Annotated in this window: 19 protein-coding genes and 1 rRNA gene (1 of these 20 only partly in view); 12 read left to right on the top strand and 8 right to left on the bottom strand. The window is 70.3% G+C overall.

Annotated elements, in window-relative coordinates:
* Window positions 1-9 (bottom strand): 16S ribosomal RNA (locus F0P95_RS04815) (it extends 1,538 nt beyond the left edge of the window).
* A gap of 529 nt (window positions 10-538) precedes the next feature.
* Window positions 539-1,750: a tyrosine--tRNA ligase gene (gene tyrS / locus F0P95_RS04810; protein WP_182335893.1), complete on the bottom strand. Its 1,212-nt coding sequence runs from the start codon at window positions 1,748-1,750 to the stop codon at window positions 539-541.
* 164 nt (window positions 1,751-1,914) lie between these two features.
* Here tyrS and F0P95_RS04805 point away from each other — a divergent pair, with 164 nt between their 5' ends.
* Window positions 1,915-3,366, top strand: a complete 1,452-nt coding sequence (locus tag F0P95_RS04805; RefSeq protein ID WP_182335892.1) for a peptidoglycan DD-metalloendopeptidase family protein — start codon at window positions 1,915-1,917, stop codon at window positions 3,364-3,366.
* A 73-nt stretch (window positions 3,367-3,439) separates the two neighbouring features.
* Window positions 3,440-4,564: an anhydro-N-acetylmuramic acid kinase gene (locus F0P95_RS04800; protein WP_182335891.1), complete on the top strand. Its 1,125-nt coding sequence runs from the start codon at window positions 3,440-3,442 to the stop codon at window positions 4,562-4,564.
* A gap of 27 nt (window positions 4,565-4,591) precedes the next feature.
* Here the strand turns inward: F0P95_RS04800 and F0P95_RS04795 are convergent, their stop codons facing one another.
* The 3 genes from F0P95_RS04795 to F0P95_RS04785 form a co-directional block, all read right to left on the bottom strand.
* The gene (locus F0P95_RS04795; RefSeq protein ID WP_182335890.1) at window positions 4,592-4,822 is read right to left on the bottom strand and encodes a hypothetical protein; all 231 of its coding nucleotides are present in this window, start codon (window positions 4,820-4,822) and stop codon (window positions 4,592-4,594) included.
* Window positions 4,823-4,936: 114 nt separating this feature from the next.
* Entirely contained in the window at window positions 4,937-6,268 is a 1,332-nt protein-coding gene (locus tag F0P95_RS04790; protein WP_182336782.1) for an AmpG family muropeptide MFS transporter, read from the bottom strand.
* 41 nt (window positions 6,269-6,309) lie between these two features.
* Window positions 6,310-7,110, bottom strand: a complete 801-nt coding sequence (locus F0P95_RS04785) for an exodeoxyribonuclease III (protein ID WP_182335889.1) — start codon at window positions 7,108-7,110, stop codon at window positions 6,310-6,312.
* A gap of 110 nt (window positions 7,111-7,220) precedes the next feature.
* Between F0P95_RS04785 and pyrE the strand changes: the two genes are divergently transcribed.
* The 8 genes from pyrE to F0P95_RS04745 all read left to right on the top strand — a co-directional run bounded on the left by pyrE (window position 7,221) and on the right by F0P95_RS04745 (window position 16,750).
* The gene (pyrE, locus tag F0P95_RS04780) at window positions 7,221-7,880 is read left to right on the top strand and encodes an orotate phosphoribosyltransferase (RefSeq protein ID WP_054662592.1); all 660 of its coding nucleotides are present in this window, start codon (window positions 7,221-7,223) and stop codon (window positions 7,878-7,880) included.
* A 69-nt stretch (window positions 7,881-7,949) separates the two neighbouring features.
* A complete protein-coding gene (locus F0P95_RS04775; protein WP_182336780.1) occupies window positions 7,950-8,591 on the top strand; it encodes a hypothetical protein in 642 nt (213 codons plus the stop codon).
* 293 nt (window positions 8,592-8,884) lie between these two features.
* Window positions 8,885-8,977 carry a potassium-transporting ATPase subunit F gene (locus F0P95_RS04770; RefSeq protein WP_104937756.1) on the top strand — a complete coding sequence of 31 codons (93 nt, stop codon included), beginning with the start codon at window positions 8,885-8,887 and terminating at the stop codon, window positions 8,975-8,977.
* A 10-nt stretch (window positions 8,978-8,987) separates the two neighbouring features.
* Window positions 8,988-10,700, top strand: a complete 1,713-nt coding sequence (kdpA, locus tag F0P95_RS04765; RefSeq protein ID WP_182335888.1) for a potassium-transporting ATPase subunit KdpA — start codon at window positions 8,988-8,990, stop codon at window positions 10,698-10,700.
* 17 nt (window positions 10,701-10,717) lie between these two features.
* Window positions 10,718-12,766, top strand: coding sequence for a potassium-transporting ATPase subunit KdpB (gene kdpB, locus F0P95_RS04760; RefSeq protein WP_182336778.1), 2,049 nt, complete (start codon window positions 10,718-10,720; stop codon window positions 12,764-12,766).
* Window positions 12,763-13,353: a potassium-transporting ATPase subunit KdpC gene (gene kdpC / locus F0P95_RS04755; RefSeq protein ID WP_182335887.1), complete on the top strand. Its 591-nt coding sequence runs from the start codon at window positions 12,763-12,765 to the stop codon at window positions 13,351-13,353. The genes kdpB and kdpC overlap by 4 nt, the downstream gene beginning before the upstream one ends.
* A gap of 36 nt (window positions 13,354-13,389) precedes the next feature.
* Window positions 13,390-16,050, top strand: coding sequence for a sensor histidine kinase (locus tag F0P95_RS04750; protein ID WP_182335886.1), 2,661 nt, complete (start codon window positions 13,390-13,392; stop codon window positions 16,048-16,050).
* Window positions 16,043-16,750, top strand: coding sequence for a response regulator transcription factor (locus F0P95_RS04745; RefSeq protein ID WP_182335885.1), 708 nt, complete (start codon window positions 16,043-16,045; stop codon window positions 16,748-16,750). Before F0P95_RS04750 ends, F0P95_RS04745 begins: the two co-directional genes overlap by 8 nt.
* A 78-nt stretch (window positions 16,751-16,828) precedes the next feature.
* Here the strand turns inward: F0P95_RS04745 and F0P95_RS04740 are convergent, their stop codons facing one another.
* Genes F0P95_RS04740 through coaBC form a run of 3 tightly spaced genes read right to left on the bottom strand, consistent with a single transcriptional unit; the run spans window position 16,829 to window position 20,922 of the window.
* The gene (locus F0P95_RS04740; protein ID WP_182335884.1) at window positions 16,829-19,183 is read right to left on the bottom strand and encodes a phosphomannomutase/phosphoglucomutase; all 2,355 of its coding nucleotides are present in this window, start codon (window positions 19,181-19,183) and stop codon (window positions 16,829-16,831) included.
* A 15-nt stretch (window positions 19,184-19,198) separates the two neighbouring features.
* On the bottom strand, window positions 19,199-19,666 hold the full coding sequence (dut, locus tag F0P95_RS04735) for a dUTP diphosphatase (RefSeq protein ID WP_225546719.1): 468 nt from the start codon (window positions 19,664-19,666) through the stop codon (window positions 19,199-19,201).
* Between the two features lie 2 nt (window positions 19,667-19,668).
* The gene (gene coaBC / locus F0P95_RS04730; RefSeq protein ID WP_182335883.1) at window positions 19,669-20,922 is read right to left on the bottom strand and encodes a bifunctional phosphopantothenoylcysteine decarboxylase/phosphopantothenate--cysteine ligase CoaBC; all 1,254 of its coding nucleotides are present in this window, start codon (window positions 20,920-20,922) and stop codon (window positions 19,669-19,671) included.
* Window positions 20,923-21,016: 94 nt separating this feature from the next.
* Here coaBC and radC point away from each other — a divergent pair, with 94 nt between their 5' ends.
* Both radC and argS read left to right on the top strand, forming a co-directional pair.
* Window positions 21,017-21,691 (top strand): RadC family protein, encoded by a 675-nt coding sequence (gene radC, locus F0P95_RS04725; protein ID WP_182335882.1) that lies wholly within the window; start codon window positions 21,017-21,019, stop codon window positions 21,689-21,691.
* Window positions 21,692-21,916: 225 nt separating this feature from the next.
* Window positions 21,917-23,605 (top strand): arginine--tRNA ligase, encoded by a 1,689-nt coding sequence (gene argS, locus F0P95_RS04720; protein WP_182335881.1) that lies wholly within the window; start codon window positions 21,917-21,919, stop codon window positions 23,603-23,605.
* Window positions 23,606-23,616 lie beyond the last annotated feature (11 nt).

Raw genomic sequence — 23,616 nt, 5'->3', positions numbered from 1 at the left:
CTTCACTTAAAACTACATGCCCGAAGGCAAATACTTTAGCTGCAGATGTTCAATCTCTGGCAACGTTTCGCTTGCTTTAACAAACTATTCATTGCTTGATCAAACGTCTGCAAGATGGACAGTCATCCACTCCTGCAGGCGCCCTCACAAGATACCTGCGCATACTTTCAAAGAACTTCGGAATCGGCCTCAGCGCCTTCTTCCCAGTGCCCGACGTTTCCGTCCGAGCGAGCCGCCCATTATAGCCGGCTTTTTCGCTTCGTCAACACCTCGTTTCGAGGTCCGACTCCGCCGCTTCTCCCTCAAACCCGTAGGCTTTCCGTCGAAGCGAGCCGCCTATTATGGCAGCCTTTTCGTTGCCGTCAACACCTGCGTGAGGGTGACTTCAACTTCCTGCCTCCGCTGCCAACCACCGGCCGGCGGCGAAGGAGCGGAAGTATGCGTCCTCCTCTCCGTTTTGGGAAGAGGCAAAACGCTTCGCGTGCATTCATGCCGCGCCCGACCGGGACCTCATGCCCGGCCTGGCTGCGGCGCGGCGTCAGGCGACGACCAGCAGTACCCGCGCGAACGTGCGCTTGCCCACCTGCAACAGGCCTTCGAAACCCGGCGGCAGCACCGTCTGCGCATCCTCGACGACGCTACCGTCCACCTTCACCGCACGCTCCTTGAGCTTGCGCGCGGCCTCGGAGTTGCTCGGCGTGAGGCCGGCGGCCGTCAACAGCGCGCCGATGCGCAGGCCGTCGGCCGGCACCACCACTTCCTGCAGCGGCAACTGGGTGATGTCGCCCTGCCCGGTCACCGCCGCATTCCAGCCGGCAATGGCCTGCTCGGCGGCGGCGGCATCGTGGAAGCGCGTGGCCAGTTCGCGCGCCAGGCGCAGCTTGATCTCGCGCGGGTTGATCGCGCCGGCCTCGACTTCGGCACGCAGCTGCCCGGCCTCGGCAATGGAGATGTCGAAGCTGAGCAGGTCGATCCAGCGCCACATGAGCGTGTCGTCGATCTTCATGGTCTTGGTGACGATGTCGATCGGCGGCTCGCTGATGCCGATGTAGTTGCCCAGCGACTTGGACATCTTGTTGACGCCGTCCAGGCCCTCGAGCAGCGGCATGGTCAGCACGATCTGCGGCTTCTGGCCGTAATGCTCCTGCAGCCCGCGCCCCATCAGCAGGTTGAACTTCTGGTCGGTGCCGCCGAGCTCGACGTCCGCCTCCAGCGCCACCGAGTCGTAGCCCTGCACCAGCGGGTAGAGGAACTCATGGATGGCGATGGACTGCTGGGCGGCGTAGCGCTTGGCGAAATCGTCGCGCTCGAGCATGCGCGCCACCGTGTGCTGGCCGGCCAGGCGGATCATGTCGGCCGCGCCCATCTTGCCGAACCATTCGGAATTGAAGCGGACCTCGGTGCGTTCGCGGTCGAGCACCTTGAACACCTGGTCCTGGTAGGTGCGGGCATTGGCCAGCACGTCCTCGCGCGAAAGCGGCTTGCGGGTGACGTTCTTGCCCGACGGGTCGCCGATCATGCCGGTGAAGTCGCCGATCAGGAAGATCACCTGGTGCCCCAGGTTCTGGAACTGGCGCAGCTTGTTGAGCAGCACGGTATGGCCCAGGTGCAGGTCCGGGGCAGTGGGGTCGAAGCCGGCCTTGACCCGCAGCGGACGACCGCTCTCCAGACGCTGGCGCAGTTCATCCACCTTGAGGATTTCATCGGCACCGCGGCCGATCAGGGCAAGGGCTTCATCAATCGAGGACACGCTAGAACTCCCGGCTTCGCCGTCAGACATGAATGGTGTTAAGTGCAGGTTAACCGCCCAATTCATCAAAAAGCCATGCGGCTCAATGGTTTGACGCGGTATTGAAGGGTGACTATGTTAACCGCGTTTGGGCCCGCGATCCGGGCCGTCCAGAGAACCCAGCGATGTCCCAACCCGATCACGGCCAGGCGCGCAAACAGCGCTTTCAGGAACGACTCCACGTCCTCCACGACACCGCCCTGCATCGGAAGTTGAAGCAACACCTCCCGGCCGCGTTCAACGAACGCTGGACCCGGCGCCACTGGATCCACGCCAGCCTGTTCGCGTCCATCGGCGCGTTGGCCGCGACCATCGTGCCGGGCTTCTCCAACGCCATCGACGCACCGCTGCCGTCGGCGCATTCGACCCTGGCCCTGCCGCTGCCGCCGCTGCCGCCGGCCCGGCGCACCGAAGTCCCCGGCGACAGCTGGCAGATCCTGCGGGTGCAACGCGGCCAGACCCTGAGCGACCTGTTCGAGGTGGCGGGGGTACCGGCGACGGTGATGCACCGGGTACTGGACCACCCGGGCACGCGCGAGGCGCTGACCCGGCTGCGGCCAGGCACCGAGATCGCCTTCGACCTGCCGGTGAATGGCCAGCTGCGCACGATCCGCTTCGACCGCGATGCCGGCCACCGCGTCGAGCTGTCGCTGCAGGGCGACCAGGTCCGCGAGCGGGTGCTCGAACGCGTGACCACCACCCGCACCGTGGTCGCCAGCGGCGAAATCCGCAGCTCGCTCTATGCCTCGGCGCTGAAGGCCGGGCTGTCGCCCTCGGCCATCAATACGATGACCGACGAGATCTTCAAGTACGACATCGACTTCTCCAAGGACGTGCAGCCGGGCGACCGCTTCAGCGTGGTCATGGACGAGACCTGGCGCGAGGGCGAACGCATCGACACCAGCAAGATCCTGGCCGCCACCTTCAGCACCGGCGGCAAGACCTATACCGGGTTCCGCTTCGACCGCGGCGACAAGTCCGAATACTTCGACCTCAACGGCCGGCCGCTGAAGAAGAGCTTCATCCGCATGCCGATCCCGTTCGCGCGGCTGAGCTCCACCTTCGGTTCGCGGCGCCACCCCATCCTCGGTACCATGCGCATGCACAAGGGCGTGGACTACGCCGCCGGCACCGGCACGCCGATCATGGCCGCCGGCGACGCCCGCGTGCAGTTCGCCGGTACCCAGCGCGGCTACGGCAACGTGGTGATCCTCGACCACGGCCGTGGATACACCACCCTGTACGGGCACATGTCGCGCTTCGGCAAGATCCGTACCGGCCAGCGCGTGAACCAGGGCACCGTGATCGGCTACGTCGGCTCCACCGGCATGGCCACCGGCCCGCACCTGCACTACGAATTCCGGGTCAACGGCCAGCACCGCAATCCGCTGTCGGTGACCATGCCGCCGCCGGAACCGCTCAAGGGCGCCGAGCTGGTCGCGTTCCGCGCCCAGACCGCGCCGGCGATGGCCCGCATCCAGGGCATGGAAGAGCTGATGTACGCCGATGCCGGCAAGGACAAGCCCGCCATCACGGCCAGCGCCGCGACGGTTCCAGCCCGGAACAAGCGCGGCTGACGGCGGCCGGCCGCGTTGACGACCCGGGCAGGGAGCCTGAAGCTTCCCTGCCCTTCCTGTTTCCGGCCCCGGCATGACACCCATCGATCCGCAGCTGCCCCTGTTCCTCGGCCTGATGTCCGGCACCAGCGCCGACGGCATCGACGCCGCACTGGTGCAGTTCCCGGTGGAAGGCGGCTGCCGGTTCGTGCACGGACATACCTTCGACTGGCAGGTCCGGACCCGCGACGCGCTGGTAGCGCTGGGACAGGGCGCCGAACCGGCGTCGCTGGACGCGCTCGGGCAACTGGACGCCGAGGTCGGCATCGCCTTCGCCGCCGCCGCCAATGGCCTGCTGGAACGGGCCGGCATCGCGCGTGCGCAGGTGCGGGCGATCGGCTCGCACGGGCAGACCATCCGCCATCGTCCCACCGCCAGCCCCGCCTTCACCTGGCAGATCGGTGATGCCAACCGCATCGCCGAACTGACCGGCATCACCACGGTGGCCGACTTCCGCCGCCGCGACGTGGCCGCCGGCGGGCACGGTGCGCCGCTGATGCCGGCCTTCCACCTGGCGATGCTCGGCAGCAGCGGCGAGGACCGGGCGGTGCTCAACCTGGGCGGTATCGCCAACCTGAGCCTGCTGGCCCGCGACGGCAGCCTGCGCGGTTTCGACACCGGTCCGGCCAATGCGCTGCTCGATGGCTGGTGCCAGCGCCACCTCGGCACCGCGTTCGACGCCGATGGCGCCTTCGCCGCCAGCGGCCGGGTCGACGAGGCGCTGCTGGCGCGGTTGCTGGACGATGCCTGGTTCGCGCTGCCACCGCCCAAGAGTACCGGCCGCGAACAGTTCCACCTGGACTGGGTGGATGCACGGATCGGCGGCGCGCCGCTGGCGCCGGCCGATGTGCAGGCCACCCTGCTGGAACTGACCGCCACCACCGTCACCGGGGCGCTGCTGGCGCACCTGCCCGGGGTGAGGCGGCTGCTGGCCTGTGGCGGCGGCGTGCGCAATACGCTGCTGTTGCGGCGCATCGGCGCGCGCCTGCCCGGGGTGGAGGTGGTCTCCAGCGCCGCATACGGGCTGGATCCCGATTACATGGAAGCGATGGGCTTTGCCTGGTTGGCGCGCGAAACCCTGGCAGGCCGCCCGGGCAACCTGCCCAGCGTCAGCGGCGCGCGCGGCCCCCGGATCCTCGGCGCGATCCATCCAGCCTGAACGTCGTGGCGGCGCCGGCCCGGCCGCTCAACCGAATTCGGCGCCGGCAGGCAGTGCCTGCAGCGCCTGGATGGCTTCGGACAGCACATCCACTTCCGGATTCTCGAAACCGTGGCTCATCTCGTGCTCGCCGGCGAACAGGCCCTGTTCGAGCAGCACCAGGCAGGTATGTTCGCGGGTCCAGCCGCGCGCCACCGCGAGGCGGCGGATGCGTTCAAGCAGCAGCGGGTCGACATCCCGCAAGATCACGTCGGCCATGTCGTCCCGCCAGCAGTCCGGCGGATCCCCCCGCCGGCATCATCGGCGAGGCCGCGCCCGGATTCAACGGCTGGCGGAGAACAGGCCTACGCGATCCGGCCGCCCACCGCGCATTCAGCCGGACGACGCGGCCTTGCGCGCCTGCATCGCCGCCAGCGCCACGCACAGCAGCAGCACCGGTATCGCCAGCAGCGCCGTGCCGACGAAGAACAGGGCATACCCTTCCAGCAGGGTGCGGCCCTGCGCCAGGTACTGCACGGTCATCCCCGACAGGCCCTTGAGCGCCTTGCCCGGCATCGCGTAGAACGAGCTGAGCAACGCATATTGGGTCGCGGTGTAGCCGATGCTGGTCAGGCTGGACATGTAGGCGATCAGGGCGGTGCCGGCAAAGCCGCTGGACAGGTTGTCCACCGCCATGGCGATGGCGAACTCCAGCTTGCCCGGGCCGACGTAGGCCATCCATGCGAACGCCAGGTTCGAGCAGGGGCCCAGCACGGCACCGACCAGCAACGCCGCCATCACCCCCCAGCGCACCGAGATCACGCCGGCCAGGGCGATGCCGAAGAAGGTCGCCACCAGGCCGACCGAACCGCGCACCGCGCCCACCGTGTCCTCGTCCAGGCCGAGGTCGACGTAGAACGGGTTGGCCATGGGGCCCATCACGAAGTCGGCCATGCGGTAGATGCTGATCGCCGCCAGGATCAGCAGCGCGCCGCTGCGGTACTCGCGGAAGAACATCACGAACGGGCCGATCACCGCGTCGAACAGGCCACGCGGCGTCCACAGCCGCGCGGCCTGGTCGTGCACGGCGATCACCGCCCGCGCCGGCTCGCGCGCCAGCAGCACCGCGGCCACGCCCAGGCCCATCAGCGCCGCCATGATTTCGTAGGACACCTGCCAGCCCACGCGCGCGGCGATGATCAGGATCAGCGCGTCGGTGACCAGCAGCGCGGTGCGGTAGCCCAGCGCCGAGGAGGCGGTCAGCAGGCCCAGCTGCTCGCTGCTGCTGGCGCTCTCGATGCGCCAGGCATCGATGACGATGTCCTGCGTGGCCGACGCGAACGCCACCACGGTCGCCAGCACCCCGAACACCAGCAGGTGCTCCACCGACAGGCCCAGCACCAGCATGTCGCCGCCCTTGGGCTGCACCAGCGCCATGCCGACCAGGGCCAGGCCGGCGAACAGCTGCGACAGCAGCATCCAGCCGCGGCGGCGTCCGAACACCCGCCCCAGCACCGGCACGTCGGTCTTGTCGACGATCGGCGCCCACAGGAATTTCATCGAGTACGCCAGGCCCACCCAGGACAGGAAGCCGATGGTGTCCAGCTCGATGCCTTCCTTGCGCATCCAGAAGCCGAGCGTGTTGCCGACCAGGTAGATCGGCAGGCCGGAGCTGAAGCCCAACAGCAGCATCGCCAGCACCTTGCGCTGGCGCAGGTTGCCCATCACCTCGCGCCAGCCCTGGCGGCGCTTCGCGGCGGCCTCGCTCACAGGTCGTAGTCCACGGTGAACGGAGCGTGGTCGGAGAAGCGCTCGTCGCGGTAGATCGAGCAGCCGCGCAGGCGCTCGCGCAGGCCGGGGGTGACCAGCTGGTAGTCGATGCGCCAACCGACGTTGTTGGCGCGCGCCGCGCCACGGTTGCTCCACCACGTGTAGTCCTGCCCCTGCGGGTGCAGCACGCGGTAGGCGTCCACCCAGCCGCGGCCGGCAGCCGGGTCGTGCTCCCCGGGCAGGTCGGCACACAGGCCGTTGAGCCAGTCGCGCTCCTCCGGCAGGCAGCCCGAGTTCTTCTGGTTGGACTTCCAGTTCCTGATGTCCAGGGCGGTGCGCACGATGTTCCAGTCCCCGCACAGCACGTAGTCGCGGCCGCTGGCCAGCCACTGGTCGAGGATCGGCCGCAGCCAGTCCATCACCTCGAACTTGAACCCCTGGCGCAGCTCGCCCGACGAGCCGGACGGGATATAGAAGGAGACCACGCTCAGATTGCCGAAGCGCGCCTCGATATAGCGGCCTTCGTCGTCGAACGGCGCCCAGCCCAGCCCGGTACGGACCTCGTCCGGTTCGCGCCGGCTCCAGATCGCCACCCCGCTGTAGCCCTTCTTGGTGGTGGCGTCGCGGTAGAAGCAGTGGTGGCCGTCCGGGCGGAACAGCGGGTCGGACAGCTGCGATTCCTGGGCCTTGGTCTCCTGGATGCACAGCACGTCGGCCTGCTGGCCGGCGAACCAGGCGCCGAAGCCCTTGGTGGTGGCCGAACGGATGCCGTTGGCGTTGAAACTGATGATGCGCATGGGAAACCGCTGACAGGCCCGGGACGGCACAGCATACCGCCCGCGCCAGCATTCCCCGAAGCCATGCTTTACCCTAGGCGCCTTCAATAGACGACAAAAAAGCGCATTACATGAGTGACCACCGTTCCCGCTTCCTGCAGCTGGCGCTGAACGCCGATGCCCTCCGCTTCGGCCAGTTCACCCTCAAGTCCGGCCGGGTAAGCCCCTACTTCTTCAACGCCGGCCGTTTCGACACCGGCCTGGCGCTGGCCCAGCTGGGCAACTGCTACGCCGACGCGGTCGAATCCTCCGGCGTCGCCTTCGACCAGCTGTTCGGGCCGGCCTACAAGGGCATCCCGCTGGCCACCGCCATCGCCTGCGAGTTCTCGCACCGCGGCCGCAACCTGCCGTTGACCTTCAACCGCAAGGAAGCCAAGGACCACGGCGAGGGCGGCACCCTGATCGGCGCCGACATGGCCGGCAAGCGCATCCTGATCGTCGACGACGTGATCACCGCCGGCACCGCCATCCGCGAGGCGCTGGCCATCATCCGCGCCGCCAACGGCATCCCGGCCGGCATCGTGGTCGCGCTGGACCGCCAGGAGATCGCCTCGGAGGATGACCGCCGCTCGGCCGCCCAGGCCGTGGCCGCCGAGACCGGCATCCCGGTGATCGCCGTGGCCAACCTGGCCGACCTGCTTGCATTCGCCTCCGGGAACCCGGAACTTGTCGGCTACCGCGAACCGTTGCTGGCCTACCGGGCCCGCTACGGAAGCAATCCAACGGGCTGACCGCAGGGGGCTGTCATGAGGCCGAATCCGTCCATCACCGGCACCGGCATGCTGCTGGTGCTGGCTGCACTGGCCACGCCGGCGCCGGCCCAGGACAAGCCGGCCGACACCGGCAAGAAGCTCTACTGCTGGGATACCCCCCGCGGTGAACGGATCTGCTCGGACACCCTGCCACCCGAGGCCGTCAACAGCGCGCGCGAGGAGTTCAGCGCGCGCAGTGGCCTGCGCAGCGCCGAGGTGCAGCGCGCGCTCAGCGCCGAGGAGCGCGCCGACGCGGAGCTTGCCGCGGCGCAGGCGCAGGTGGACGCCGCGGCGGCCGAGACCCGCAAGCGCACCGAGCAGGCCATGCTGTCCACCTATGGCAGCGAGGACGCGCTGCGCCGCGTGTTCAACGAACGCGCTGCGATCGTCGACAACAACATCAAGACCGCGATCTACAATGTCGGCAGCCTGCGCGAGGCGCTTGCCACCCAGTTGTCGGTCGCCGGCGACCGCGAACTGGCCGGGCAGAAGGTCACCGACAAGCAGGCCCAGGACATCCGCCAGCGCCATACCGAACTGCTTGCCCAGCTGCGGCTGCAGGCGGCGTTCGAGCAGCAGCGCAAGGCGCTGGACGTGGAGATCGCCGAAACCCTGGCCCGTTACCGCGAGCTCAAGGGTACCGGTGCGGCGGCCGATGCGGCCGATACCCCGGCATCGCCGCCGGGCTGAGCGCGCCCCGCCAGCGGAACCCCGCAAGCGGCCCACGGGCCGCTTTTTTGTTGCCGCCGTCCACCCACGCAGCCTCCGGGTCTCCCGCGCGGCCACGCCATCGCCGCCCACCCTGCGCATTTTTATGGCGTTTTTACGCCGCGACCGGCCGGGCGGCATCGAACGTTTACGGCCCCCGGAAGCACGATACCGCTCCTGGCACGGGCGGCCGCGCAGGCAATGGCGCCGCCGCTTCCCTTTCCATACGGTACGCCCGCCGCGCAGGCGGTCGCCCCGCTGAACCGAGGTTCCCAATGCCCGGCTGGCTTTTCTTCCTGTGCGGACTGGTGGCGCTGGTCGCTGCCGCCTACCTGTTGTACGCGGTCCTGCGTCCCGAGTCGTTCTGAGGAGCACGCCATGACCGAAGCCCTTGTCATCCTGCTGGCCGGCATCGCCCTGGCGTGGCCGCTGGGCCTGTACCTGGCGCGACTGATGCGCGGCACGCCCATGCGCATCGACCCGCTGTTCCAGTGGATCGAAAAACCGCTGTACCGCCTGCTCGGCGTGGATCCCGGGCACGCCATGTCCTGGCGCGGCTATGCCATCGCCTTCCTCGCCAGCAACCTGGTGCTGGCGCTGCCCACGCTGGCGGTGTTCATGACCCAGGCCTGGCTGCCGCTCAACCCCGACCAGGTACCCAACCTGCGCTGGGACACCGCGCTGCACACCCTGGTGTCGTTCCTGACCAACACCAACCAGCAGCACTACAGCGGCCAGGCGCAGCTGTCCTACCTGTCGCAGATGACCGCCATTACCGGCCTGCAGGTGATCACCCCGATGATGGGCCTGGCACTGGCGGTGGCCACGCTGCGGGCGCTGTTCGCGCGGGCGCCGGACCCCGCCACCGGCGCTTCCGCGGCACCCGCACCCGTCACCGTGGGCAACTATTACGCCGACGTGGTGCGCCTGTGCCTGCGCTTCCTGCTGCCGCTGTGCCTGGCGTGGACGCTGCTGCTGGCCTGGCAGGGCGTGCCCTCGACGCTGGCCGCGGGCCCGCAGGCCACGCCGATCGACGCCAGCGCCGGCATGGCGACGCAGAAGATCCCGCTCGGCCCGGTGGCGGCGATGGTCGCGGCCAAGCAGCTCGGCGCCAATGGCGGTGGCTGGTACGGGCCCAACAGCAGTTTCCCGCTGGAGAACCCGACGCCGCTGTCCAACGCACTGGAGCTGATCGGCATCGTGCTGGTGCCGATGGCGGTGGTGTTCATGATCGGCGCCTTCACCGGCCGCCGCCGCTTCGGTGCGCTGGTGTTCGGCTGCATGCTCGGCATGTCGCTGCTGTCCACCTTCGGCACGGTGTGGCTGGAAGGGCACGGCGCCAGCGCTGCCAGCCCGTTGCTGATGGAGGGCAAGGAAGTCCGCTTCGGCGCCGATGGCACCGCGCTGTGGGCCACGCTCACCACGCAGGTGCAGAACGGTTCGGTCAACGGCATGCAGGATTCGATGAGTCCGCTGGCCGGCATGGCCTCGCTGGTCAACATGCTGGTCGGTGCCATCTGGGGCGGCATCGGCTGCGGCCTGCAGCAGTTCCTGGTGTACCTCATGCTCGCGGTGTTCCTGGCCGGGCTGATGACCGGGCGCACGCCCGAGCTGTTCGGCCGCAAGCTGGAAACGCCGCAGGTACGGCTGCTCGCCCTGCTGGTGCTGCTGCAGCCGATCACCCTGCTCGGCATGACCGCGCTGACCCTGGCCATCCCCGGCCTGGCCGGCATTTCCAACCCCGGCTTCCATGGCATCACCCAGGTGTTCTACGAGTTCACCTCGGCCTATGCCAACAACGGCTCGGGCTTTGAAGGGCTGGCCGACAACACGGTCTGGTGGAACCTCAGCTGCGCGCTGGTGCTGGCGCTGGGCCGGTTCCCGGTGCTGATCGTGCCGCTGGCCATCGCCGCGCAGCTGGCCGGCAAGCGGCCGGCGCCGCAGGGCGCCGGCAGCCTGCAGATAGAAACCCCGACCTTCGCCCTGACCCTGGTCTGCGTGATCGTCGTCCTCACCGTGCTGCAGTTCATGCCGGCACTGGTGCTCGGCCCGGTGGCCGACCACCTGGGCCTGGCGCTGCAGGGAGCCTGACATCCATGAGCGCTTCGATGAACTCCCCTGTTTCCCGCCCGGCCACGCGCCGCCCACCGCTGCTGGATGCCGCCGGCTGGCGGCACGCGCTGCGCGAATCCGTGCGCAAGCTCGCGCCGGCGCACCTGCTGCACAACCCGGTGATGGCGGTGGTCATGGCCGGTACCGTACTGGCACTGCTGCTTACCCTCGGCGGCCAGGCACCGCTGGGCTTCGGCCTGGCGGTTACCGCGATCCTGCTGCTGACGGTGCTGTTCGGCAACTTCGCCGAAGCCGTGGCCGAAGCACGTGGCCGCGGCCAGGCATCGGCGCTGCGGCGTGCGCGCCAGGACCTGGTGGCGCGTCGCCTGGCGGCACCGCGGATCGGCGCGGCCGAAAGCGCGGTGGCGGCCGCGGCGCTGCGCCCGGGCGATCACGTGATCGTCGGTGCCGGCGAATTCGTGCCGGCCGATGGCGAGATCGTGCTGGGCCTGGCCACCATCAACGAGGCCGCCGTCACCGGCGAATCGGCACCCGTGCTGCGCGAGGCCGGCACCGACCGCTCCGGCGTGATCGGCGGCACCAAGGTGCTGTCCGACCAGATCGTGGTGCGCGTTACCGCCGAGCCGGGGCACAGCTTCCTCGACCGCATGATCGCGCTGGTGGAGGGCGCCAACCGGCAGAAGACGCCGAACGAGATCGCGCTGACCCTGCTGCTGGCGGCGATGTCGCTGACCTTCCTGGTGGTGGTGGCGACGCTGCCGGCGATCGCCGCCGCCGTCGGCGTGCGGCTCGATCCGCTGCTGCTGATCGCGTTGCTGGTGTGCCTGATCCCGACCACCATCGGCGGGCTGCTGCCGGCCATCGGCATCGCCGGCATGAACCGCGCGCTGCAGGCCAACGTGCTGGCCAAGTCGGGCAAGGCGGTGGAAGTGGCCGGCGACGTGGATGTGCTGCTGCTCGACAAGACCGGCACCATCACCTACGGCGATCGCCAGGCCAGCGCCTTCCATCCGCTGGCCGGCATCGAAGCCTGGCAGCTGCGCGAAGCCGCACTGCTGTCCTCGCTGGCCGACCCGACCCCGGAAGGCCGGTCGATCGTGCGCCTGGCGCGCGAGCAGGGCTGCGCCACGGCCGAGCCGGACCAGGCCGACTACCTGGCGTTCAGCGCGCAGACGCGCATGTCCGGGGTGGACCTGGCGGATGGGCGCCGCATCCGCAAGGGCGCCGCCGATGCCATCACCGCGCATGTATCGGCGCTGGGCGGCAGCGTGCCCAACGAACTGCAGGCGCGCGTGGACCAGGTCGCACGCGGCGGCGCCACCCCGCTGGTGGTGTGCGAGGGCCGGCACGTGCTGGGCGTGATCGAGCTGGCCGACGTGGTCAAGCACGGCATGCGCGAGAAGTTCGCGCAGTTGCGGGCGATGGGCATCCGTACGGTGATGATCACCGGCGACAACCCGCTGACCGCCGCCGCCATCGCCGCCGAGGCCGGCGTGGATGACTACATCGCCCAGGCCAGGCCCGAGGACAAGCTGGCGCGTATACGCAGCGAGCAGGCGGGCGGGCGGCTGGTGGCGATGGTCGGCGACGGCACCAACGATGCCCCGGCCCTGGCCCAGGCCGACATCGGGCTGGCGATGAACTCCGGCACCCAAGCCGCCAAGGAGGCCGGCAACATGGTCGACTTGGACTCGGATCCGGCAAAGCTGCTGGCGGTGGTGGAGGTGGGCAAGCAGCAGCTGATCACCCGCGGCGCGCTGACCACCTTCTCGCTGGCCAACGACGTTTCCAAGTACTTCGCGATCCTGCCGGCGTTGTTCGCCGCGGCGATCCCGTCGATGGCGGCGCTGAACGTGATGCAGCTGTCCAGCCCGCGCAACGCGGTGCTGGCGGCGCTGGTGTTCAACGCACTGGTGATCCCGGCGCTGATCCCGCTGGCGCTGCGTGGCGTGCGCTTCCGCCCGGCCACCGCCACCGCGCTGCTGCGCCGGAACATGCTGGTGTATGGCGTCGGCGGCGTGCTGCTGCCGTTCGCGGCGATCAAGGCCATCGATCTTCTCCTCGTCCTGGTATTCGGCGCATGACCCCCAAGACCCCCACTGCCCTGTGGCGCCCGGCCATCGGCCTGTCGCTGTTCGCCCTGCTCGGTACCGGCCTGGCCTACGCCGTGCTCGCCACCGGCATCGCCGGCACCCTGTTCCCGGCCCAGGCCGACGGCAGCCTGGTCCGCGATGCCGACGGCCGCGTACGCGGCTCGCTGCTGCTGGCCCAGCCATTCGCCGGCGACGGCTACTTCCAGGCGCGGCCATCGGCCAGCGGCTACGACCCGATGGCCGCCGCCGGCAGCAACCTGGCGCGCGGCAACCCGCAACTGGCGCAGCGCGTGGCCGATGCCACTGCCGCGGTGGCGGCACGCGAACGGGTCGCACCGGCGCAGGTGCCCGCCGACCTGGTCACCGCCTCGGCCAGCGGGCTCGACCCGGAGCTGTCGCCGGCCGCGGCACGGCTGCAGGTGGCGCGCGTGGCGCGGGCACGCGGCTGGCCGCAGCAGCGCGTGCAGGCCCTGCTGGAACGCCATGTGCAGGCGCCCGGATGGGGCGTGCTCGGGCAGCCGCGGGTGAATGTGATCGCGTTGAACCTGGCCCTGGATGCCACCGCGCATGCGCGTTGATTCCGTCCATGCCGGTGGCGGCGCACAATCGCGGCCATGAACGACTCCCGCAGCCGCCAGGCCGATGCGCTGGCCGAAAGCCTGCAACGCGAGGCGGGCGGCAAGCTGACGGTTTTCCTCGGCGCCGCACCCGGCGTCGGCAAGACCTTCGCCATGCTCACCCGTGCGCAGGAACAACTGCGCCGGGGCGTGGACGTGGTCGCGGCCGTGGTGGAGACGCACGGCCGCGACGACACCGCCGCCCTGCTGGACGGCCTGCCGCTTATCGCGCTGCGCGAGGTCCAGTACCGCGCCCACCGCCTGCAGGAGATGGACCTGGACGCGGTGCTGGCGCGGCGCCCGGCCCTGGTGCTGGTGGACGAACTGGCGCACCGCAACGCCCCCGGCAGCCGCCACGAACGGCGCTGGCAGGACGTGATGGAACTGCTCGACGCCGGCATCGACGTGTGGACGACCATCAACATCCAGCACCTGGAAAGCCTCAACGACGTGGTGATGCGCATCACCGGCGTGCGCGTGGCCGAAACCGTGCCCGATGCGGTGTTCGACCGCCTGCACGACATCGTGCTGGTCGACCTGCCGCCACGCGAACTGATCGAGCGCCTGCGGCAGGGCAAGGTATACGTGCCCGAGCAGGCGGCGCAGGCGCTGCAGGCCTTCTTCTCGCCCGCCAATCTCACCGCGCTGCGCGAGCTGGCCATGCAGGAGGCGGCCGATCGGGTCGACAGCAGCCTGCGCGAGACCCGCGCCGCGCGTGGCGAGGGCAACCTGCCGCTGCGGCGCCGGGTGCTGGTGGCGATCGACGGCGGCGGCCAGAGCGAATACCTGGTGCGCGTGGCCCGGCGCATCGCCGAGCGCCGCGATGCCCCATGGACCGTGGTCACGGTGCAGCACCGCCGCCAGGACGAGGCCACCCGCCGCGAGATCGACGCCGCCTTCGCGCTGGCGCGCCGGCTCGGCGGCGATGCCGAACTGCTGCACGGGCCGGGCATCGCCGACGTGCTGCTGGACCACGCCGCGCACAACGCCGTCTCCACCCTGGTGCTGGGCCGCACCCGCGAACGGCCGCTGGCGCGGCTGTTCAACCAGACCCTGACCCAGCAGCTGATCCAGCGCGGCGCGCACTACGAGATCACCATCATCAGCACGCCGCAGGCGCGGGCCAGCGCGCGCCGGGCGCGGTTGTCGCTGGACCCGGAGAACTGGAGCCGGGATGCCGGGCTGGCGCTGCTGGCCACCGCCGTGGCCTGCGGGGCGGCATGGCTGGGCGAACGCTGGATCGGGCTGAGCGACCTGGCGATGGTGTTCATCGTCGCGGTGGTGCTGGTGGCCGCGCGCACGCGCATGGGCGTGGCGGTGCTGGCGGCCACGCTGTGCTTCCTGGCCTACAACTTCTTCTTCATCGCGCCGCGCTTCACCTTCGCCATCAACGCGCGCCAGGGCGTGATCACCGTGTTCCTGTTCCTGGCCGCGGCGCTGGTGGCCGGGCGGCTGGCGTCGCGGCTGCGCATGCAGGTGGTGGCGCTGCGCGCGGCCAACCGCCATGCCAACGTGCGCCAGGCGCTGGGCCGGCAACTGGCCAGTGCCGTGGACAACGCGCAGGTGGCGCATGCCGGCCGGGTCGCGCTGGAGCAGGCGCTGGACGCGCCGGCCTGGGTGCGGGTGGCGCACGACACCAGCACCGGCGGCAGCGCCGCACCGGGCGACACCGACCTGGCCGCCGCCGACTGGGCGCTGCGCCACGGGCAGCCATCGGGCCGCTTCACCGATACCCTGGCCGGCGCCGACTGGTGGTTCCTGCCGCTGCTCGATGGCGAAGGGCATGGCATCGGCGTGGCCGGCCTGCGCTTCGACCGCCAGCATCCGCGGCTGGCCCCGGAGCAGCGCCAGCTGGCCGAGGCGATGGTCGATGACATCGCCCAGGCGGCACTGCGCACGCGGCTGGTCGCCGACCTGGAAACCGCCCACCTGCACAACGAGACCGAACGCCTGCGCTCGGCGCTGTTGTCGTCGGTATCGCACGACCTGCGCTCGCCGCTGGCGGCGATGATCGGCTCGGCCGACAGCCTTTCCAGCTATGCCGAGGCGATGGATGCCGGCGACCGCCGCGCCCTGCTCGACACCATCGTCGTCGAGGGCGAGCGCCTGGACCGCTACATCCAGAACCTGCTGGACATGACCCGGCTCGGCCACGACGGGCTCAAGCTCAGCCGCGACTGGATCGGCGTCGACGAACTGATCGGCTCGGCGGCGCGGCGCCTGCAGCGCTACCAGCCAGAAGCGCTGCTGAAGCTGGACATCCCGCACGACCTGCCGCCGATCTGGGTGCATCCGGCGCTGGTCGAGCAGGCACTGTTCAACGTGATGGAGAACGCGGCCAAGTTCTCGCCGCCGGGCGTGGCCGTGGAAGTACGCGCACGCGTGCGCGACGGCGAACTGTGCATCGAGGTGATCGACGAGGGACCGGGCATTCCCGATGCCGAGCGCCTGCGCATCTTCGACATGTTCTACAGCGTCGAGCGCGGCGACCGCGGCCGCCAGGGCACCGGCCTGGGCCTGACCATCTGCCAGGGCATGATCGGCGCGCATGGCGGCCATGTCGAAGCGCTGCCCGGCCGCGATGGACACGGTACGCTGGTGCGCATGACCCTGCCCCTGCTCCAGCCCCACCCGGAAGGCCCGCGCGACGATGGCTGAGCCCCCCGCCATACCACCGGCGCGGGTGCTGGTGATCGACGACGAGGTGCAGATCCGCCGCTTCCTCGACATCTCGCTGCGCGCCCAGGGATACGCCACCGTGCAGGCTGCCAATGGCGGCGAGGGGCTGCGTGCGCTGGCCGGCGAGGGCGCCGACCTGGTGATCCTGGACATCGGCCTGCCCGACATGGAAGGCCACGAGGTGCTGGCCGAACTGCGGCAGTGGAGCCAGGTGCCGGTGATCATGCTCAGCGTGCGCGGCGGCGAGGCGGAGAAGGTGCGGGCGCTGGACAACGGCGCCAACGACTACGTGACCAAGCCGTTCGGCACGCAGGAGCTGATGGCGCGGGTGCGGGCGCTGCTGCGCGGCCGCAACGCCGATGGCGACGGCCAGGTGCCGCTGTTCGACGATGGCCACCTGCGCATCGACCTGGCCCGCCGCGAGGTCCGCGTGGATGGTGCGGCGGTGGCGCTGACCCGCAAGGAGTACGCGCTGCTGGCGCTGCTGCTGCGCAATGCCGGGCGGGTGGTCACCCAGCCGCAGATCCTGCAGGAAGTCTGGGGCCCGAGCCATCGCCATGACACCCACTACCTGCGCATCCTGGTGGGCCGGCTGCGGCACAAGCTCGGCGACTCGGCACTGCAGTCGCGCTACCTGTTCACCGAGCCGGGCGTCGGCCTGCGCTTCCAGGCGCCCTAGGGCTGCGCGCCACCGGGCGCGCGGCCTGTACCTCGCGGCGAACGACCGGCCCCGCGCGTGCGGCGCGGGTACCGCGGCTCAGAAGTTCAATTCGGTTCCGGCCGGCAGCACCCGCTGCAGCTGCTCGCGGAACAGGCCCTTGATCCGTTCCAGCGCATCCGCGTCGTCCGCCTCGAACCGCAGCACCAGCACCGGAGTGGTGTTGGACGCGCGCACCAGCCCCCAGCCGTCGCTGAAATCCGCGCGCAGGCCGTCGATGGTGGAGATGCGGGCGGCCGCGAACGGCGAATCCTCGGCCTGCGCGGCGGCCACCACCAACGCCACCTGCGCATGCTGGGTGCCTTCGGCCACCGCCACTTTCAGCTCCGGCGTGGAGACCGCATCGGGCAGTTCGTCGAACACCTCGGACGGGTCTTCCTCGCGCTGCGCCAGGATCTCCAGCAGGCGCGCGGCGGCGTACAGGCCGTCGTCGAAGCCGTACCAGCGCTCCTTGAAGAAGAAGTGGCCGCTCATCTCGCCGGCCAGCTCGGCGTCGGTCTCGCGCATGCGCGCCTTGATCAGCGAATGCCCGGTCTTCCACATCATCGGGCTGCCGCCGTTGCGCAGGATGTAGTCGGCCAGGCGGCCGGTGCACTTGACGTCGTAGATCACCATCGCGCCGGGGTTGCGCGCCAGCACGTCGGCGGCGAACAGCATCAGCAGGCGGTCGGCGAACACGATCCGGCCATCGCGGGTGACCACGCCCAGGCGGTCGCCGTCGCCGTCGAAGGCCACGCCGAGGTCGGCGTCGAAGCGCCGGACCATCTGCACCAGGTCCTCGAGGTTGTGCGGTTCGCTCGGGTCCGGATGGTGGTTGGGGAACTGCCCGTCGACCTCGCAGTACAGCGGGATCACCTCGGCGCCGATGGCTTCCAGCAGCTGCGGGGCGACCGCGCCGGCGACGCCGTTGCCGGCGTCGGCCACCACCTTGAGCGGGCGGTCCAGCTGCACGTCGTCGGCGATGCGCTGCACGTAGTCGGCGATGACCTCGCGCTGCTGCAGCCCGCCCGGGGCATCGGCGCGCTGCAGGCGGCCTTCGACGATGCACCGGTGCAGGTCGGTGATCGCCTCGCCGGACAGGGTTTCGCCGCCGATGACGATCTTGAAGCCGTTGTAGTCCGGCGGATTGTGGCTGCCGGTCACCGCCACGCAGCTGCCGGCGCGCAGGTGGTACGCGGCGAAGTACACCACCGGGGTCGGCGCCATGCCGATGTCGATGACGTCGCAGCCGGCGCGGCGCAGGCCTTCGACCAGCCCGGCCACCAGTTCGGGACCGGACAGGCGGCCGTCGCGCCCCACCACCACCTCGCGCAGGCCCTGGGCCTGCATCCGGGTACCGATGGCCTGGCCGATCAGCGTGGCCACGGCCGGCGTCAGCTCGCTGCCGACCACCCCGCGGATGTCGTAGGCGCGGAAAATGCCGGCGGGCACCGTGCCGATGTCCATCTCGGGCGCCGGTTCACCCTCGCCGTCGCCCGCCCCGCGCGCGCGCGCCGCCACCACCGGCAGCGGTTCCTGCGCCAGCGCCTCGCTCAGGGTGACGCCATTGTCGGCGTCCACCGGCTCGCCACCGCGCCGCAGCACAGGCAGGCGCAGGCGCTTGCGGCCGACCAGCAACAGCACCGCCGTCGCCAGCATCAGCAGCGCCACCGTCGCGCACGCCAATGCCCCCAGGCCCAGCGGGCCTTCGCTCATGTCGGGCATTTCCGCGACCACGCGCAGGCCGGTATCGGCCACCGGCCGCGCCAGCGCATCGGCGCCGCTGCCCAGGGCGGTATTGCCCCGCCGCATGATGGTGAACCCGCCCTGGCGCAGGCCGAGGAAGGCCGAATCGGGCGAATCCAGCGCATCGAACACGGTGGTCAACGGGTTCAGCGGCTGGCGCACGTAGACCAGCGCCGGCCGCTCCTGCAGGCGTACCGGTGCGGCCAGCCCCAGGCGCGGCGCGTTGCCATCGCGCACCACGCGCGCGACCGGCTTGCCTTCGCTCATCGCCAGTTCCAGCAGGGCCAGCCGCGAATAGCCGAACGCGGCCGGGTCGGCGTAGGCATCGGAGAGCGCGCCATCGAATACCTGGGCGTCGTCCACCCCGCCCCACTTTTCGCGCACCGCCGATGCCACGGCCGCGGCGTCGCCATTGGCCAGGGCGGCCTTGACCGGTTCCAGCTCCAGCTGGCGCGCGAACTGCGCGGTCTGCCCGGCAAGGGTCTTGTGCAGCTCCTCCACCGCCTGGTCGCGCGCCTGCTCCAGCCGGGCGCCGGTACCGGCCTGCCGCCACTGTTCGAAGGCGCCCCAGCCGAACCAGCCGGCCAGCAGTACCAGCAGTGCCGCCAGCAGCGGCGTCGAACGGCCGAGCGCCGGGCGCGGACGCCCGCCATGGTTCCCTTGGCTCATCGTGCGTTTCCCCTGTCAGCGCACTCCGGTATGGCCGAATCCACCCGTTCCACGCGCACTGTCGATGAAAGTATCCACCACCTGCAAGGTCACGCGGGCGATGGGCATGACAACCAGCTGGGCGACGCGGTCGCCCGGTTCGATGGTGAACGGCTCGCGGCCACGGTTCCACACGCTGATCAGCAGCGGCCCCTGGTAATCGGCATCGATCAGGCCGGTACCGTTGCCCAGCACGATGCCGTGGCGGTGGCCCAGCCCCGAGCGCGGCAGCACCACGGCGCACAGGCCGGGGTCGGCGATATGAATGGCGATGCCGCTGGGCAGCAGCGCCGCGTCGCCGGGTTCCAGCGTCATCGGCACTTCGATCGCCGCGCGCAGGTCCATGCCGGCGCTGGCCTCGGTGGCATAGGCCGGCAGCGGCCAGGCATCGCCGAAGCGGGGATCCAGCAGCTTCACCTGCAATGGGTGCGGGGCGGCGTCCATGTTCATGCGTCCAGTCTCTCCGCGATCAGGTCCAGCAGTTGTTCGGCCAGCTGCGTCTTGGCGGTGCCTGGAAACGCGCGCTGGCCATCGCTCCAGTAGGCGGTCGCCGCGTTCTGGTCGCTCTCGAAGCCGCCACCGGCGATGCCGACCTGGTTGGCGATGATCAGGTCCAGGTGCTTGTCGGCGAGCTTGCCGCGCGCGTATTTCTCCACGTCGTGGGTCTCGGCGGCAAAGCCGACCACCAGCTTCAGCGCCTGCTCCTGGGTGGCCACCTCGGCCAGGATGTCCGGGGTGCGCACCAGTTCCAGGGTCAGCGTCTGGCTGCCCGCGGTCTTCTTCAGCTTCTGCTGCGCCACCTGGCGCGGGGTGTAGTCGGCCACGGCCGCGGCGCCGATGTAGATGTCGGCCGGCAGCGCGGCCAGCACCGCCTCGCGCATCTGCGCGGCCGAGCGCACGTCCACCCGCTGCACGCCGGCCGGCGTCGGCAACTGCACCGGGCCACTGACCAGCACCACCCGCGCGCCACGGCGTGCGGCCGCGGCCGCCAGTGCGTAGCCCATCTTGCCGCTGGAGCGGTTGCCGACATAGCGCACCGGGTCCAGGTCCTCATACGTCGGGCCGGCGCTGATCAGCACCTGCATGCCCTGCAGCCGGTCCGGCACGGTCGCCGCCGCGGGCGCGGCCTGGCCGGCCAGCGCGGCGACGATGGCCTCCGGTTCGCTCAGCCGCCCGGGGCCGGATTCGCCCTCGGCCAGCGGGCCGTCCTCCGGTCCGACCACCTGCGCACCACGCTCGCGCAGCAGCGCGATGTTGGCCTGGGTAGCCGGGTGCAGCCACATCCGGTGGTTCATCGCCGGGCACACCGTCAGCGGTGCGGTCGTGGCCAGGCACAGCGTGGTGACCAGGTCGTCGGCATGGCCGTGCGCCAGCCGCGCCAGCAGGTCGGCGGTGGCCGGGGCAATGACGATGCGGTCGGCCCAGCGTGCCAGTTCGATATGGCCCATCGCCTGTTCGGCGGCGCTGTCCCACAGGGTGGTGCGCACCGGTTGCCCGGACAGGGCCTGGAAACTCAGCGGCGTGACGAACTGCTGGGCGCCGTCGGTCATGGCCACCTGCACGTGGGCGCCGGCGTCGCGCAGGCGGCGCACCAGCTCCAGCGATTTGTAGGCGGCGATGCCGCCGCCGACGCACAGCAGCAGCTTCTGTCCGTCCAGCGGCCGGGAGGGCGCATGGACACTGTGGGGAAAGCCGGTCACTTGGGAAATCCTACCTGCACAAGAATCTTTAGCTTACCCGAAGGGTCCGTGACGACTTATTACCCTGCACACGCTTGACGGCCACCCTGAGCCCATGCACATCCGCCACTGGCCCGACTCCGAACGCCCCCGCGAAAAGCTGCTGGCACACGGGGCCAGCATCCTGTCCGACGCGGAGCTGCTGGCCATCTTCCTGGGCTCGGGCCTGCCCGGCCAGGATGCGATACGGACCGCGCGCGAGATGCTGCATGTACACGGCCCGCTGCGGCAGTTGATGGACCGTGGCGCGCGCGAACTGATGCGGGTGCCGGGCCTGGGCCCGGCCCGCGCCTGCCGGCTGGTGGCGGCACTGGAGCTGGGCCAGCGCCACCTGGCCTCGGACCTGGAGCGCGGCACCACCCTGACCGACCCGGACTCGGCCGGCCGCTATTTCGTGCAACGGCTGCGGCCCCGGCCGCACGAGGTGTTCGCCGCCCTGTTCCTGGACAGCCGGCACCGGGCACTGGCCTTCGAGGAGCTGTTCCGCGGCACCATCGACGGCGCCGAGGTGCACCCGCGCGAACTGGTGCGCCGGGCCCTGGCACACAACGCCGCGGCGGTGATCGTCGGCCACAACCATCCTTCGGGCAGCGCCGAGCCGTCGGCGGCCGACCGCACCGTCACCCTGCGCCTGCGCGAGGCGCTGGCCCTGGTTCAGATACGGCTGCTGGACCACTTCGTCATCGGCGACGGCCTGCCGGTGTCGCTGGCGGCCCGCGGCTGGATGTAGCCGAATGCGCACGCCCACCCGCCGCCGCCCCGGCCGTCGTGGGCCTGTCCGCGCCCTCCGGGACAGGCGCCGCAGCCCTGCCGCGCAGCACGCTCCCCGGCCGTGCAGGCCGTGGCCCCGGCCTGCACCCGCTGTTGACTTCGCTGACCGGCTGCGCCGCGGCCGAAGCAGCGGTCCCGCCGGTCGGGTAAAATGGGCAGTTCCGCGCTCCAAGCAGACAGTCACGTGAAATCCCTACTCCGCGCCCTGATCGGCCAAGGCATCGAAGCCTTGCGCGCCAACGGCACCCTGCCTGCCGACACCCTGCCGCCGGATTTCGTGGTCGAACGACCCAAGACCCGCGAACACGGCGATTTCGCCACCAATGCCGCGATGCTGCTGGCCAAGGCCGCACGCAGCAACCCGCGCGCGGTGGCGCAGGCGCTGGTCGCGGCGCTGCCGCCCAGCGACGATGTCGCCAGCGTCGAGATCGCCGGCCCGGGCTTCATCAACTTCAAGCTGGCGCCGGTGGCGTTCCAGCGCGAGGTCGCCAGCGTGCTGCGCGAAGGTGCCGACTACGGCCGCAACCTGGGCGGCAACGGCCGCAGCGTCGGCGTCGAGTACGTCTCGGCCAACCCCACCGGCCCGCTGCATGTCGGCCATGGCCGCGCCGGCGCGATCGGCGACTGCATCGCCCGCGTGCTGGAAGCCAACGGCTGGAATACCAAGCGCGAGTTCTACTACAACGACGCCGGCGTGCAGATCGAGAACCTGGCGCGCTCGGTCCAGGCGCGCGCGCGCGGCTTCAAGCCGGGCGACGCGCAGTGGCCGGCCGAGGCATACAACGGCGAGTACATCGCCGACGTCGCCAAGGCCTACCTGCTCGGCCAGACCGTCGAGCTGGAAGGCAGCCAGGTGGTCGGTACCGGCGATGCCGGGGACATCGACGCCATCCGCCGCTTCGCCGTGGCCTACCTGCGCAACGAGCAGAACCAGGACCTGGCCGCGTTCGGCGTGGATTTCGACATCTATTTCCTGGAAAGCTCGCTGTACACCGACGGCAAGGTCGCCGAGACGGTGGACCAGCTGGTCGCCTCCGGCCACACCTACGAGGAAGGCGGCGCGCTGTGGCTGCGCTCGACCGATTTCGGTGACGACAAGGACCGCGTGATGCGCAAGTCCGACGGCACCTATACCTACTTCCTGCCGGACGTGGCCTACCACCTGAGCAAGTGGCAGCGTGGCTACGAGCGCGCCATCACCGAACTGGGCGCCGACCACCACGGCTCGCTGGCGCGGGTGCGCGCCGGCCTGCAGGCGCTGGGCGTGGGCATCCCCCAGGGCTGGCCGGAATACGTGCTGCACCAGATGGTGACGGTGATGCGCGGCGGCGAGGAAGTGAAGCTGTCCAAGCGCGCCGGCAGCTACCTGACCCTGCGCGACTTGATCGACGAGGTCGGCAGCGACGCGGTGCGCTGGTTCCTGATCGCGCGCAAGCCCGATTCCCAGCTGACCTTCGACATCGACCTGGCACGCCAGCAGAGCAACGACAACCCGGTGTTCTACGTCCAGTACGCGCATGCCCGCGTCTGCTCGCTGCTGCGGCAGGCGCAGGAGAAGGGCATGGACTACGACCAGGCGATGGGCCTGTCCGCGCTGGCGCAGCTGGACGACGCGGCATCGCTGGAGCTGATGAACGAAATCTCGCGTTACCCGGAAGTGGTCGAGGCCGCCGGCGTGTCGCTGGAACCGCACCTGGTGGCGCAGTACCTGCGTGAATTGGCGCACGCCTTCCACACGTGGTATCACGGGACGCCGGTACTGGTGGACGATGCCGCCACCCGCAACGCCCGGCTGGCACTGGCCGGCGCCGCGCGGCAGACGCTCGCCAACGGCCTGGGCCTGTTGGGCGTGAGCGCGCCGGAAAAGATGTAAGCAAGGAGACG

Origin of the sequence: Stenotrophomonas acidaminiphila, assembly GCF_014109845.1 — a bacterium.
Taxonomy (GTDB): domain Bacteria; phylum Pseudomonadota; class Gammaproteobacteria; order Xanthomonadales; family Xanthomonadaceae; genus Stenotrophomonas; species Stenotrophomonas acidaminiphila.
The sequence above is the reverse complement of the archived record's forward strand: the minus strand, read 5'-3'. Positions and strand labels throughout refer to the sequence as shown.

Bases quoted from the DNA above. Each gene is read 5' to 3' on its own strand.
- F0P95_RS04750 (WP_182335886.1), top strand. From the start codon at position 13,390: ATGAACGACTCCCGCAGCCGCCAGGCCGATGCGCTGGCCGAAAGCCTG.
- pyrE (WP_054662592.1), top strand. From the start codon at position 7,221: ATGAGTGACCACCGTTCCCGCTTCCTGCAGCTGGCGCTGAACGCCGAT.
- F0P95_RS04805 (WP_182335892.1), top strand. From the start codon at position 1,915: ATGTCCCAACCCGATCACGGCCAGGCGCGCAAACAGCGCTTTCAGGAA.
- kdpA (WP_182335888.1), top strand. From the start codon at position 8,988: ATGACCGAAGCCCTTGTCATCCTGCTGGCCGGCATCGCCCTGGCGTGG.
- radC (WP_182335882.1), top strand. From the start codon at position 21,017: ATGCACATCCGCCACTGGCCCGACTCCGAACGCCCCCGCGAAAAGCTG.
- F0P95_RS04795 (WP_182335890.1), bottom strand. From the start codon at position 4,822: ATGGCCGACGTGATCTTGCGGGATGTCGACCCGCTGCTGCTTGAACGC.
- F0P95_RS04800 (WP_182335891.1), top strand. From the start codon at position 3,440: ATGACACCCATCGATCCGCAGCTGCCCCTGTTCCTCGGCCTGATGTCC.
- F0P95_RS04770 (WP_104937756.1), top strand. From the start codon at position 8,885: ATGCCCGGCTGGCTTTTCTTCCTGTGCGGACTGGTGGCGCTGGTCGCT.
- F0P95_RS04785 (WP_182335889.1), bottom strand. From the start codon at position 7,110: ATGCGCATCATCAGTTTCAACGCCAACGGCATCCGTTCGGCCACCACC.
- F0P95_RS04790 (WP_182336782.1), bottom strand. From the start codon at position 6,268: ATGGGCAACCTGCGCCAGCGCAAGGTGCTGGCGATGCTGCTGTTGGGC.
- F0P95_RS04745 (WP_182335885.1), top strand. From the start codon at position 16,043: ATGGCTGAGCCCCCCGCCATACCACCGGCGCGGGTGCTGGTGATCGAC.
- kdpC (WP_182335887.1), top strand. From the start codon at position 12,763: ATGACCCCCAAGACCCCCACTGCCCTGTGGCGCCCGGCCATCGGCCTG.
- kdpB (WP_182336778.1), top strand. From the start codon at position 10,718: ATGAACTCCCCTGTTTCCCGCCCGGCCACGCGCCGCCCACCGCTGCTG.
- F0P95_RS04740 (WP_182335884.1), bottom strand. From the start codon at position 19,183: ATGAGCCAAGGGAACCATGGCGGGCGTCCGCGCCCGGCGCTCGGCCGT.
- dut (WP_225546719.1), bottom strand. From the start codon at position 19,666: ATGGACGCCGCCCCGCACCCATTGCAGGTGAAGCTGCTGGATCCCCGC.